The organism is Methylobacterium sp. J-067 (assembly GCF_022829465.1).
Classification (GTDB): Bacteria; Pseudomonadota; Alphaproteobacteria; order Rhizobiales; family Beijerinckiaceae; genus Methylobacterium; species Methylobacterium litchii.
In genome coordinates, this window is record NZ_JAKSXZ010000106.1 from 74,236 (window position 1) to 86,744 (window position 12,509).

The following is a 12,509-nucleotide window of genomic DNA, read 5'->3' on the forward strand; positions in this document are numbered from 1 at the left end:
GAGGCGTCGGTCAGGCGGCGATGGCGGTCTCGACTGCCTCGTCCGCCGGGCGGATCCGGTCGATCGTCTGACGGGCGGTGTCGAAGGCCGCCCTGACGGTGGCCGACACGTCCTCGACCGCGACCAGAACCGAGAGCTTCTGGGCGGTCGCGCGGTCGGCGAGGCCCTGGGCCGCGTTCAGCAGCAGGGTTTCGAGCCGCGACAGGTCGGCCTCCGCGTCGCGCCCGGCCGCCTGATCGGCCTTCGCGAATTGCGACAGCACCGCTTCCAGGGCGTGCCCCAGAACGAGGGTCTTCACCCGTTCCTGGAGGAGTGCTCTCTCTTCGCGCTTCATGGGGCCGTTCGCCGATTCGGGTTACTAAACCACTGTGGCATCAGGGCGCACTTGAAGCAGCGCCTTCCGTGCAACAGGGACCCCTCCCCGCGTCGCCGGCCGCGTTTTCTCGGATCACAAGCGCCGGAGTGCCACACTGTCGATCCGGTGGCTCGCCCCCTTCGTGAGGATGAGGCTCGCCCGCTGGCGGGTCGGCAGGATGTTCTCCCGCAGGTTCGGTAGGTTGATCGTCGTCCAGAGATGGTCGGCGATGTCGAGCGCCTCGGCCTCGGGGATCTCCGCGTACTTGCGGAAGTAGGAGCGCGGATCGCGGAAGGCGGTCTGGCGCAGGCGCATGAAGCGGGTGACGTACCAGCGGTGCAGGTCGTCCTCGTGCCCGTCGAGGTAGATCGAGAAGTCGAAGAAGTCGGACACGAACGGGACCGCCGTGCCGTCGCGCGGCAGGCGGGCCGGCTGCAGGACGTTCAACCCCTCCACGATGAGGATGTCGGGGCTCTCCACCACCCGCTCCTCCCCCGGCACCCGGTCGTAGACGAGGTGCGAGTAGAGCGGCGCCGTCACCCGCCTCTGGCCGGACTTCACCTCGTGCAGGAAGCGCAGCAGCGCGGCGGTGTCGTAGCTCTCGGGAAAACCCTTGCGCTCCATCAGGCCGTGGGCGGCCAGTTCGGCGTTCGGCATCAGGAACCCGTCCGTGGTGACGAGATCGACCTTCGGCGTGTTCGGCCAGCGGGTGAGGAGCGCCGCGAGGATGCGCGCGGTGGTGGACTTGCCCACCGCCACCGATCCCGCGAGCCCGATGATGTAGGGCAGCTTGGTCTCGCGCTCGGCGGTGAGGAAGCGCTGCGTCGCCTTGAACAGGCCCTGCGTCGCCGCGACGTAGAAGGAGAGCAGCCGCGACAGGGGCAGGTAGATCTCTACGACCTCCTCGATGGAGATCGGATCGTTGAGGGATTTCAGCCGCTCGAGGTCGTCCGCGTTGAGCGTCAGGGGGGCGTCGGCGCGCAGATGCGCCCATTCCTCCCGGCCGAAGCGGCGGTAGGGGGAGAGGCTGTCCGTGCCGTCCGAGAGAGCGGGCGGCGGAGTCACGCGGTCGGCCTCGAAGCCTTCTCGGCGATGCCGCTCTGGGCGGTCCGTCGTTCCAGCTCGGCCATCACCGCCTCGAGCTCGACGTTGCCGGCCTTCAGCAGCACCACGAGGTGGTAGAGCACGTCCGCCGCCTCGTTCTTGAGGCCCTCGCGGTCGCCCTGCACGGCGGCGATGGCCGCCTCGACCGCCTCCTCGCCGAGCTTCTTGGCCGCCTTGGCCGGGCCGTCGGCCAGGAGCTTCGCGGTGTAGGAGGTAGAGGGATCTGTGCCGGCGCGGCTCGCCACGAGGCGAGCGAGATCGGCGAGGGTGTAGCTGCTCATGAACGGTCTTGCATTGTCCGGCCCGCGACGGGCCGATTTCCGGCAGGAAACTGCGCCAGCGCGCGTGCGGGGGCAAGCGCCTGCGCGTGAGAGGCGAGCCGCTTTGTTGGGTAAGGGTTTATCCGGCGATCCTCACCCGTTGGGCAGGTGACGCGCCAGGGCGTCGAGCACGGCCATGCGCACGGCGACGCCCATCTCGACCTGCTGGCGGATCAGCGATTGCGCCCCGTCCGCGATCTCGGAGGAGATCTCGACCCCGCGATTCATCGGGCCGGGATGCATCACCAGGGCGTCGGGCTTGGCGAGCGCCAGCTTGTCGGCGTCGAGGCCGTAATACCGGAAGTATTCCTTCACCGAGGGCACGAAGGAGCCGTTCATGCGCTCGCGCTGCAGGCGCAGCATCATCACGATGTCGCAGCCCTCCAGGCCCTTGCGCATGTCGGTGAAGGTCTCGACGCCGAAGCGCTCGATCCCCGCCGGCAGCAGCGTCGAGGGCGCGATGAGGCGCACCCGCGCGCCCATCGCCTGGAGCAGGATAAGGTTCGAGCGTGCCACCCGCGAATGCAGGACGTCGCCGCAGATCGCGACCTGCAGGCCCTCGATGCGGCCCTTGTTGCGGCGGATGGTCAGGGCGTCGAGGAGCGCCTGCGTCGGGTGCTCGTGCGCCCCGTCGCCGGCATTGACCACGGCGCAATCGACCTTGCGCGCCAGGAGATGCACCGCGCCCGCCGCCTGATGGCGCACGACGATGATGTCCGGCCGCATGGCGTTCAGCGTCGCGGCGGTGTCGATCAGCGTCTCGCCCTTCTTCACCGAGGACGAGGCGACCGACATGTTCATGACGTCGGCGCCGAGGCGCTTGCCGGCGAGTTCGAACGAGGATTGCGTCCGCGTCGAGGGCTCGAAGAACAGGTTGATCTGCGTGCGCCCGCGCAGGGTGGTGCGCTTCTTCTCGACCTGGCGGGAGATGTCCACGGCGGCGTCGGCGGCATCGAGCAGGGTTTCGATGTCGGGCCGGCTCAGCCCCTCGATGCCCAGCAGGTGCCGGTGCGGGAACAATGCGGGCGCGGGCGTCGGGGCTGTCATGACGGGTGCCGGGTGTAGGTGCCGCCGGCGAGTCCTGCAAGCGTCGCCGCGTTCCGGGCACCGGCCAACGTGCGGCGTTTTCGTCGCGGCTGGTAACCGCACGGTCGCGCTACACGTATTGCGCGCAAAGACCCCCGCCTCGGAGATGGCCCCTTGGACGCCTCGCCCGCCCTCAATGCCCCGGACAAGGCCGCGCCCGAGCGCGTCGGCCCGAACGGGCGCCGGCTGATCTACCGCCATCCGCTGGTGATCCGCCTGACCCACTGGATCAACGCCGCGGTGCTGCTGGTCCTTCTGATGAGCGGCCTTCAGATCTTCAACGCCCACCCGGCCCTGTACTGGGGCGCGGTCTCGACCTTCGACACGCCCGCCCTGGCCATCACCAGCGAGGAGAGCGGCGGCGCCAACCGCGGTGTCGTCTATCTGGGGAACCACAAGTTCGACACGACCGGGGTGCTCGGCCTGTCGAAGGATCGGGGCGTCGAGAGTGAGCGGGCCTTCCCGTCCTGGATCACCCTTCCCGCGAACCAGGACCTCGCCACCGGCCGCCGCTGGCACTTCCTGTTCGCGTGGTTCCTCGTCATCAACGGCGCGCTCTACCTCCTCTACGGGTTGTTCTCGGGCCAGTTGCGCCGCCGGCTGATCCCGGAGGGCGACCAGATCCGCGATTTCAGCGGCTCGGTGAAGGAGCACCTGCTCCTGAAGTTCCCCGAGGGCGAGGAAGCCAAGCGCTACAACGTCATCCAGAAGCTCACCTATCTCGGCGTGGTGCTCGTGCTGCTGCCCGCGATGGTGCTCGCCGGGCTCGCCATGTCGCCGGGCGTCGATGCCGCGTGGCCCTGGCTGACGGAGCTGTTCGGCGGCCGGCAATCGGCCCGCAGCGTCCACTTCATCGCGGCGGGGCTGCTCGTCCTGTTCGTGGTGGTCCACCTCGTGCTCGTGCTGGTCTCGGGCGTCGTCAACAACCTGCGCGGGATGATCACCGGCTGGTTCAGCATAGGCAAGGTTCGCCCTGCCGGGGAGGAAGCCCGATGATCCTGCACCGCCGACGCCTCCTCACCGCCACCGCCGGCCTCGCCGGCGCCTCCCTGCTCGGCGGCTGCGACCGCTTCGCCGGGACCGACGCGGGCCGCCGCACCCTCTCCATCGGGGAGGACGCGAACCTCTACGTCCAGCGCCTGCTGATGTCGGGCATGACCACAGCGCGGGAATTTCCCGAATCGATGATCTCGCCCTGGTTCAAGCCGAACGGCTCGATCGATCCGCCGGACACCGCCTACAAGGCCCTCGCCGCCAAGAACTTTTCTGACTTCAAGCTGAAGGTCGACGGGCTGGTGGACACGCCGCTTTCGTTGAGCCTCGCGGATTTGCGCGCCCTGCCCTCCCGCACGCAGATCACCCGGCACGATTGCGTGGAAGGGTGGAGCTGCATCGGCAAATGGTCGGGCGTGCCCCTGTCCGAGGTGCTGAAGCGAGCCGGGCTGAAGCCGCAGGCCCGCTACGCGGTGCTGCACTGCGCCGACACCCTCGAATATGCCAGCGACGATGGGGCCTGGGTGCAGCCGAGCCATCCGAACACGGTGCGCGAGGCGCATGCCGCCTATGTCCAGCTCGCGGCGGCGGACGATTGGGGCGGCTCGCCGACCGGCGCCGCCTCGAACGGGGAGAAAGACCCCGACGCCACGGACGGGCGCCGCCCGATCCGCTACTACGAGAGCATCGACCTGTTCGACGCCTTCAACCCGCAGACGATCCTCGCCTACGACCTCAACGGGAAGGCGCTGCCCGTCTCCAACGGCGCGCCCCTGCGCCTGCGGGTGGAGCGCCAGCTCGGCTACAAGAACGCCAAGTACGTGATGCGAGTCGAGATGGTCTCGTCCCTCGCCGGGTTCGGCGACGGCAAAGGCGGCTATTGGGAGGATCGCGGCTACGAATGGTACGCGGGGATCTAAGCCCCCTCAGCCCGCCTTGCGTGTCCGGTGCGTTACAGGAGCCACCGCCGGCTCCGGCGGAACATTTGAAACGACGGGCCGCACGAGCCGCCCGTTCACGTACAGGTTCGCCCGAGCGATCATCTCGTCGGTGAGTTCGGGGATCTCGTCGTAATCCTCGTCGGTCAACTCATAGGAATCGACCTTCGCGAGATCGCTGAGGATCGGCTCTTCAGCGGATGAAGGGGGCATAGCGCCTTTGTTCCCTGTCATTGGCCTTCCTCATCGAGATGACGTGGTGACCCCGGCCCCGTCGTGTCCAGATAACGATTACCATGCGATCCGCCAGGAACCCGACGGTGACGATTCTTCGCTCGCCGTATTCCTTTCGCAGATCCTCGAAATCGAATCTCGGGCCTGCGAGGATGTGGGCGGCATCCGCGAAATCCAGTCCCCTTTCGGCCAAGGTCCGTTCACGCTTGCCCGGATCGAAGGTGATCGAAAACGCACGCAAGATACAAGGGAATCCGGGTGGTGGCGATGGCCGCCGGGTTCACCGAGGCGGCGGCGTGGCAGAGTGCGCAGGCGCCGTCATTTGACAACCCGCCGCCGCTCACCCACTTCTCCGCCCCGCGAGGCCCCGGCTGGCGGCGGGTTCGTTCGCATTCCGAACAATCCGTCGCGCCGCGGCCCCTTCGAGGGGGCAGAGGGTTCTGGATGAAAGTCGTCGTCGTCGAGTCGCCGGCCAAGGCCAAGACGATCAACAAGTATCTCGGCCGCGACTACGAGGTGATCGCCTCCTTCGGCCATATCCGCGACCTTCCCGCGAAGGACGGCTCGGTCGATCCCGAGCAGGACTTCCACATGGTCTGGGAGCTTGAGGATCGCGGCTCGAAGCGGGTCAGCGAGATCGCCAAGGCGGTCAAGGGCGCCGAGAAGCTCATCCTCGCCACCGACCCGGATCGCGAGGGCGAGGCCATCTCGTGGCACGTCCTGGAGGCCCTGAACGCCCGCAAGGTGCTGAAGGGCGTGCCGGTCGAGCGCGTCACCTTCAACGCCATCACCAAGTCCTCCGTCGAGCAGGCGATGCGCAAGCCGCGCCAGATCGATCAGGCGTTGGTCGATGCCTATCTCGCCCGCCGCGCCCTCGATTACCTCGTCGGCTTCAACCTCTCGCCGGTCCTCTGGCGCAAGCTCCCCGGCGCCAAGTCGGCGGGCCGGGTGCAGTCGGTCGCCCTGCGTCTCGTGGTCGAGCGCGAGATGGAGATCGAGGCGTTCAAGCCCCGCGAATATTGGTCCATCATCGCGACGCTCGCGACCAAGGACGGCGCGACCTTCGAGGCCCGCCTCGTCGGCGCGGACGGCAAGCGCATCCAGCGCCTCGACGTCGGCAATGCCGAGGAGGCCGCCGCCTTCAAGGCCGCCCTCGAAGCGGCGACGTTCCAGGTGGCGAGCATCGAGGCGAAGCCCGCCAAGCGCCACCCGCAGCCGCCCTTTACCACCTCCACGTTGCAGCAGGAGGCCTCCCGCAAGCTCGGGATGGCACCCGCCCAGACGATGCGCGTCGCCCAGCGCCTCTACGAGGGCGTCGATGTCGGCGGCGAGACGGTCGGCATCATCACCTACATGCGGACGGACGGCGTCGACATGGCGCCGGAGGCCATCGCCGATGCCCGCAAGGTGATCGCTCGCGAGTTCGGTGATCGCTACGTGCCCGGCGCCCCGCGCAAGTACAGCGTGAAGGCGAAGAACGCCCAGGAAGCGCACGAGGCGGTGCGCCCCACGGACATGGGCCGCCGCCCGAAGGACGTGGCCCGCTACCTCGAACCGGAGCAGGCCAAGCTCTACGACCTGATCTGGACCCGCACCATGGCGAGCCAGATGGAATCGGCCGAGCTGGAGCGCACCACCGTCGATGTCCACGCCATTGCGGGCGGGCGCCGGATCGAGCTGCGCGCCACCGGGCAGGTGGTGAAGTTCGACGGCTTCCTCGCGCTCTACCAAGAGGGCAAGGACGACGAGGAGGACGAGGAGAGCCGCCGCCTGCCGAAGATGGAGGCGGGGGATTCCCTGCGTCGCGAGAAGATCGCCTCCACCCAGCACTTCACCGAGCCGCCGCCGCGGTACTCCGAGGCGAGCCTCGTGAAGCGCATGGAGGAGCTCGGCATCGGCCGTCCCTCGACCTACGCCGCCGTGCTGCAGACCCTGCGGGACCGCGAATACGTCAAGATCGAGAAGAAGCGGCTTCAGCCGGAGGACAAGGGGCGGCTCGTCACGGGCTTCCTCGAGAGCTTCTTCCGCCGCTACGTCGAGTACGACTTCACCGCCGACCTCGAAGAGCAGCTCGACCGCGTTTCGAACGCCGAGATCGACTGGCGGCAGGTGCTGCGCGACTTCTGGCGCGACTTCTCGGCCGCTATCGGCGAGACCAAGGAGTTGCGCGTCGCGGAGGTGCTGGAAGCCCTGAACGGGTTGCTCGGGCCGCACATCTTCCCTGACCGGGGCGAGGGCAAGGACCCCCGCGCCTGCCCGAATTGCGGCGAGGGCCAACTTTCGCTGAAGCTCGGCAAGTTCGGCGCCTTCGTCGGCTGCTCGAACTACCCCGAATGCACCTACACACGGCAATTGTCGGCCACCGGCGTCAACGGCGAGGGCGACGGCTCCTCGACCGACGGCCGCCAGCCGGGGGTGCGGGTGCTCGGCAACGACCCCACCACCGACCTGCCGGTGACGGTGCGCGACGGGCGGTTCGGGCCGTTCATCCAGTTGGGCGACGCCAGCGCCGAGAAGGGCGCGGAGAAGCCGAAGCGCTCCTCCCTGCCGAAGGGGCTCTCCCCCGGGGACGTGACGCTGGAGACGGCGCTGGCCCTCCTCTCGCTGCCCCGCGAGATCGCGCGGCACCCGGAGACCGGCGAGCCGATCCTCGCGGGAATCGGGCGGTTCGGTCCTTACGTGCAGCACGGGCGGACCTACGCCAATCTCGGCCGCGACGACGACGTGCTGGAGATTGGCGGCAACCGGGCCATCGACCTCATCGTCGCCAAGGAGCAGGGCGGTGGGCGCGGTCGCCCGGCGGGCGATCCCGGCCGCTCGCTCGGCAAGGACGCGGAGAGCGGCAAGGAGATCGTGGTGAAGGCGGGCCGCTACGGACCCTACGTCACCGACGGCAACGTGAACGCGACACTGCCCAAGAGCGTGAATGCCGAGGCCCTGACGCTGGACGAGGCTCTGAAGCTGATCGCGGCGAAGCGCGAGGCCGGCGGCGGCAAGAAGGCGCCCGCCCGCAAGAAGGCGACGCCGCGCAAGGCCGAGGGTGAGAAGGCGAAGGCCTCAGCCAAGAAGCCGGCCGCCAAGAAGGCCGCGCCGAAGAAGAAGGCGGCGGGCTGAGGCCCGACGCCCCGCAGGGCTCAGATCAGGTAGGAGATCGTGGCGGCGAAGGCCGTCGCGAGGGTGGCGACGGCGATGGCGGCGGGGGCGATGACGAACGGGTCGGAACGGCCCTCGTCCTCGTCGATGCATCCGAAGGCGGCGCCGGCTGCGTGCTCGAACCGGACGAGGTCCAAGTGGCGTGCTTCGTTCGCGTCGCTGATCATCGGCGCACTCCTGGGATCGGAGGTTTGTCCATCCCTGCAACGCCTTGGCCGTAGGCGGGTTCCGGCGTTCCCGGAACGTTAACTACGGCGGTTCACCCTGCCGGGCTTGCCGTGGCGGCGCGGGGCGCTCGCGCGCCGCAGCGCAGCATGGCAGAAAGGCCGTCGATTCCGCTCCGGCGGCTTTGATGTTTCCGTTTTGTTCCGTTATGCTGGCGAGATGAAGGCGCATGCTCCCAGACGCAAAGCTTCCCCCGCTTCGGTCGCTCCTGCAGCACGCGGGAGCGGGCGCGTGAGCGATCCGGCCCGCGACCTCTTCGCCGGCAAGGGCAAGCCCCTGCCCGTCACCGAGCCCAAGCGCCGCCTGACCGAGGTGGCCTCGCCCGTCACGCTGGCCGCGGCCTCCCCAGAGGCGGGCTACACCGCCTCCGACATCGAGGTGCTGGAGGGCCTGGAGCCGGTCCGGCGCCGGCCCGGCATGTATATCGGCGGCACCGACGAGCGCGCCCTGCACCACCTCTTCGCGGAGGTGATCGACAATTCCATGGACGAGGCGGTCGCCGGCCATGCAAGCTTCATCGAGGTGGAGCTCGAGGAAGGCGGATCCCTCGTCGTGACCGATAACGGGCGCGGCATTCCCGTGGATCCGCACCCGAAGTTTCCGGGCAAGTCCGCCCTCGAAGTCATCATGACAACCCTGCACGCGGGGGGTAAGTTCGATTCGAAGGTCTACGAGACCTCCGGCGGCCTGCACGGCGTCGGCATCTCGGTGGTGAACGCCCTCTCGGACGTGCTGGAGGTCGAGGTCGCCCGCAACCAGACGCTCTATCGCCAGTGCTTCTCGCGCGGGCATTCGCAGGGCGCGCTGGAGATCGTCGGGCGGGTGCAGAACCGGCGCGGCACGCGGGTGCGCTTCCACCCCGATGCGCAGATCTTCGGCTCGCTGAAGTTCGACCCGCGCCGCCTGTTCAAGATGGCTCGCTCGAAGGCCTACCTGTTCGGCGGCGTCGAGATCCGTTGGAAGTGCGCCCCCTCCCTGGTCGAGGGCATGGAGGACGTGCCGGCCGAGGCGGTGCACCGCTTCCCCGGCGGCCTGTCGGATTATCTGGCCCGGGACATCGAGGGGAAGGACCTCGTCCTCGACACGGTGTTCTCCGGCAAGATGACGAAGCCCGGCTCGCACGGTTCGCTCGAATGGGCCGTGGCCTGGACGGTCGCCGATGACGGCGTCTCGCATTCCTACTGCAACACGATCCCGACGCCGGAGGGCGGCACCCACGAGGCGGGCCTGCGGGTCGCCCTGCTCCGGGGCCTGCGCGAGCATGCCGAGCGGGTGAACCAGGCCAAGCGCATGACGGCCGTCACCACCGACGACGTCATGGCGACCTGCGCTTCGATGCTGTCGGTCTTCATCCGCGAGCCGGAATTCCAGGGCCAGACCAAGGACAAGCTCGCCACCGTCGAGGCGCAGCGCATCGTCGAGACGGCGGTGCGCGATGCCTTCGACCATTGGCTCGCCGCCTCCCCGGCCCAGGCGAACAAGCTCCTCGATTGGGTGATCGACCGGGCGGAGGAGCGCCTGCGCCGCCGCCAGGAGAAGGAGGTCGCCCGCAAGAGCGCCACCCGCAAGCTGCGCCTGCCGGGCAAGCTCGCGGATTGCTCGGCGGCCGGCACGGCGGGCTCCGAGATCTTCATCGTCGAGGGCGATTCCGCCGGCGGCTCGGCCAAGCAGGCGCGGGACCGGGCGACGCAGGCGATCCTGCCGCTGCGCGGCAAGATCCTCAACGTCGCGTCGGCGAGCCGCGACAAGCTCGGCGCCAACCAGCTCATCGGCGATCTGACGCTGGCGCTCGGCTGCGGCACCGGGGCGAATTTCCGCGAGGCGGACCTTCGCTACGACAAGGTGATCATCATGACGGACGCCGACGTGGACGGCGCCCACATCGCCTCGCTGCTGATCACGTTCTTCTACCGGCAGATGCCCAAGCTGATCGACAAGGGGCATCTCTACCTCGCGATCCCGCCGCTCTACCGGATCCAGCAGGGTTCGAAGGTCGCCTATGCCCGCGACGATGCCGACCGCGAGCGGATCACCAAGACGGTCTTCAAGGGCGGCAAGGTCGAGATCGGGCGCTTCAAGGGCCTGGGCGAGATGATGCCGGCGCAGCTGAAGGAGACCACGATGGATCCGAAGAAGCGCACGCTCCTGCGCGTCGCGATCCTGGACGAGGCGCGGGAATCGACCGGCGACACGGTGGAGCGGCTGATGGGCAACAAGCCCGAGGCCCGCTTCACCTTCATCACCGAGCGGGCCGCCTTCGCGGAAGGCGCCGACCTCGATATCTGATCGAGGTCGCGCGTCAGGTCGATCCGGCCTAGTGCGCCGGAATGGCCTTGGCCGGGTCGAAGGCCTGGGCTGCCGCGATCGTGTCCTTGCCCATCTGCAGGATCGCGGAGAAGCGGTCCCCGCCCGGTCGCAGGACCAGCGCGTCCGGGCCCACGGCGATCCGCTTGCTGCCGATCCCGAGGAATCCGCCGACATCGATGACGACGGCCTTCAGCGTCCCGCCGTCGAGGAGCAGATCCTCGATCTTGCCGACGCTGTCTCCGGCCGGGTTACGCACCTCCACGCCGATCATGCGCGACGCCAGGAAGATGGCGGGCTTCAGGTTCTGGCGCTTGGTGGCGTCCTCGACGCTGCTTGCCTGCATCAGGCCGCCGGTGCCCTGGCCACCCGTGGTGGTGCCGGGACCCGTGCCGGGCAGGACCGTATCCTTCCCGATGACGGTGGCGTCCTGCGCCAGGGCTGGGGCGGCGCCTAGCGCACCGAGCAGCGGCAGCAGGGCGAGGCGGGACGGGCGCGGCATGCGATGATCTTCCGGGCTGGATGCCCGTCTCAAGCGCGGGCGCCCGTCAATCGGCCGGTTCCGGTGTGGGTTCCTGGGCGCGGCGTCGCACCAGACGTCCCTGAAACGCAAAAAGCCCGGCCAAGGGGCCGGGCTTCCAGTGCCGCGGCCGAAGCCGCGGCGGTCGAGGTCTTAGTACGAGCCGAACTTGTAGTTCACGCCGGCGCGGACGACGGCGAACTCGGTGCTGCGGTTCGTGTTGGCCGGGCCGGAGATCAGCGTCACGCCCGGGGAGGTCGTGGTGATGGTCTGGCCGAAGTTGTTGGTGGCGAAGGCGCCGGCGGAGCGGCGGCTCTGGTCGAGGTTCACGTACAGACCTTCGACCTTCAGCGTGACGGCCGAAGAGCGGAAGAAGTTCAGGAACGAGTCGGTCGGGAGAGCGTACTCGATACCGCCGCCGACAGCGTAGCCGGTCTGGAAGTCGTTCGAGGAGACGCCGGTGCCGAACTGACGGCCGCCGCCCGAGCCGTAGGCGAAGCCGCCCGTGGCGTACACGAGGGTACGGTCGAAGGCGTAGCCGAGGCGGCCGCGCACGGTGCCGAAGTAGTCGAGGCCCGACAGGCCGTTCGGGTTGTAGACGAGGGTGCCGGGGATGATCGCCGAGCCGGCCGGAGCGGCGGCCGAGAAGCGGTTCCGCTGGGCGCCGAAGTCGGCGTACTGGGCGTCAGCCTCGATGCCGACGACGAAGCCGGAGCCGGGGGTGAACTGGTAGTTGTAGCCGATCTGGCCACCGCCAACGAAGCCTTCGTTGTTGTTGCGGTTCGAGAAGGCGAGGACACCGTTGGTCGTGACGTTGCCAGCGGCGCATATGGCGTTACCGGGCGAAACGCCGACGACAGTCGGGGCGCGCCTGTAGGCGGCGTCCAAGCCGTAACCGGCGTTGAAACCGGCGTCGAAGCCCGGCCAGGTGAATACGGCCATCGGCTTGAACACTCGCGGCGGGTCTGCGAGTCGTCCGGGCGGACGCCGGGGCCGAACTGCCGGCCACCGCCCGAGCCGTAGGCGAAGCCGCCCGTGGCGTACCCGAGGGTGCGGTCGAAGGCGTAGCCGAGGCGGCCGCGCACGGTGCCGCAGTAGTCGAGGCCCGACAGGCCGTTCGGGTTGTAGACGAGGGTGCCGGGGATGATCGCCGGGCCACCCGGGGCGGCGAACGAGAAGCGGTTCCGCTGGGCGCCGAAGTCGGCGTACTGGGCGTCAGCCTCGATGCCGACGACGAAGCCGGAGCCGGGGGTGAACTGGTAGTTGTAGCCGATCTG

Annotated in this window: 12 protein-coding genes and 1 pseudogene; 4 read left to right on the top strand and 9 right to left on the bottom strand. The window is 68.8% G+C overall.

All coding sequences use genetic code 11. The annotated features are described in order from the left end of the window. Window positions 1-10: 10 nt before the first annotated feature. From MKK52_RS13700 to MKK52_RS13715, 4 genes are all read right to left on the bottom strand, one after another. The gene (locus MKK52_RS13700; protein ID WP_243954616.1) at window positions 11-334 is read right to left on the bottom strand and encodes a hypothetical protein; all 324 of its coding nucleotides are present in this window, start codon (window positions 332-334) and stop codon (window positions 11-13) included. A gap of 114 nt (window positions 335-448) precedes the next feature. Continuing rightward, window positions 449-1,420: a type I pantothenate kinase gene (gene coaA / locus MKK52_RS13705; protein ID WP_243954618.1), complete on the bottom strand. Its 972-nt coding sequence runs from the start codon at window positions 1,418-1,420 to the stop codon at window positions 449-451. After that, entirely contained in the window at window positions 1,417-1,740 is a 324-nt protein-coding gene (locus MKK52_RS13710; protein WP_243954620.1) for a phosphoribosyl-ATP diphosphatase, read from the bottom strand. Before MKK52_RS13710 ends, coaA begins: the two co-directional genes overlap by 4 nt. A 132-nt stretch (window positions 1,741-1,872) precedes the next feature. Further along, a complete protein-coding gene (locus MKK52_RS13715; RefSeq protein ID WP_243954622.1) occupies window positions 1,873-2,826 on the bottom strand; it encodes an aspartate carbamoyltransferase catalytic subunit in 954 nt (317 codons plus the stop codon). A gap of 153 nt (window positions 2,827-2,979) precedes the next feature. On the opposite strand from MKK52_RS13715, the gene MKK52_RS13720 reads away from it, so the two are divergent. Next, window positions 2,980-3,861 (top strand): cytochrome b/b6 domain-containing protein, encoded by an 882-nt coding sequence (locus MKK52_RS13720; RefSeq protein WP_409564664.1) that lies wholly within the window; start codon window positions 2,980-2,982, stop codon window positions 3,859-3,861. Beyond that, window positions 3,858-4,778 carry a molybdopterin-dependent oxidoreductase gene (locus tag MKK52_RS13725; protein WP_243954624.1) on the top strand — a complete coding sequence of 307 codons (921 nt, stop codon included), beginning with the start codon at window positions 3,858-3,860 and terminating at the stop codon, window positions 4,776-4,778. Before MKK52_RS13720 ends, MKK52_RS13725 begins: the two co-directional genes overlap by 4 nt. Before the next feature lie 6 nt (window positions 4,779-4,784). On the opposite strand, the gene MKK52_RS13730 is transcribed toward MKK52_RS13725, so the two are convergent. Together MKK52_RS13730 and MKK52_RS13735 are read right to left on the bottom strand one after the other, a co-directional pair. Continuing rightward, on the bottom strand, window positions 4,785-5,009 hold the full coding sequence (locus MKK52_RS13730; protein ID WP_243954626.1) for a hypothetical protein: 225 nt from the start codon (window positions 5,007-5,009) through the stop codon (window positions 4,785-4,787). Then, window positions 4,990-5,271: a BrnT family toxin gene (locus MKK52_RS13735; protein ID WP_243954628.1), complete on the bottom strand. Its 282-nt coding sequence runs from the start codon at window positions 5,269-5,271 to the stop codon at window positions 4,990-4,992. Before MKK52_RS13735 ends, MKK52_RS13730 begins: the two co-directional genes overlap by 20 nt. A gap of 203 nt (window positions 5,272-5,474) precedes the next feature. Here MKK52_RS13735 and topA point away from each other — a divergent pair, with 203 nt between their 5' ends. After that, a complete protein-coding gene (topA, locus tag MKK52_RS13740) occupies window positions 5,475-8,144 on the top strand; it encodes a type I DNA topoisomerase (protein ID WP_243954631.1) in 2,670 nt (889 codons plus the stop codon). Window positions 8,145-8,164: 20 nt separating this feature from the next. Here topA and MKK52_RS13745 read toward each other — a convergent pair whose 3' ends face one another. Continuing rightward, the gene (locus MKK52_RS13745; RefSeq protein ID WP_243954633.1) at window positions 8,165-8,350 is read right to left on the bottom strand and encodes a hypothetical protein; all 186 of its coding nucleotides are present in this window, start codon (window positions 8,348-8,350) and stop codon (window positions 8,165-8,167) included. Between the two features lie 289 nt (window positions 8,351-8,639). On the opposite strand from MKK52_RS13745, the gene parE reads away from it, so the two are divergent. Beyond that, window positions 8,640-10,694 (top strand): DNA topoisomerase IV subunit B, encoded by a 2,055-nt coding sequence (parE, locus tag MKK52_RS13750; RefSeq protein WP_243954635.1) that lies wholly within the window; start codon window positions 8,640-8,642, stop codon window positions 10,692-10,694. A gap of 28 nt (window positions 10,695-10,722) precedes the next feature. Here the strand turns inward: parE and MKK52_RS13755 are convergent, their stop codons facing one another. Further along, complete coding sequence (locus MKK52_RS13755) at window positions 10,723-11,214, bottom strand: PRC-barrel domain-containing protein (protein WP_243954637.1); 492 nt, start codon at window positions 11,212-11,214, stop codon at window positions 10,723-10,725. 171 nt (window positions 11,215-11,385) lie between these two features. Beyond that, window positions 11,386-12,207 (bottom strand): annotated as a pseudogene (locus MKK52_RS13760) (outer membrane protein); the annotation flags it as partial. Window positions 12,208-12,509: the final 302 nt, after the last annotated feature.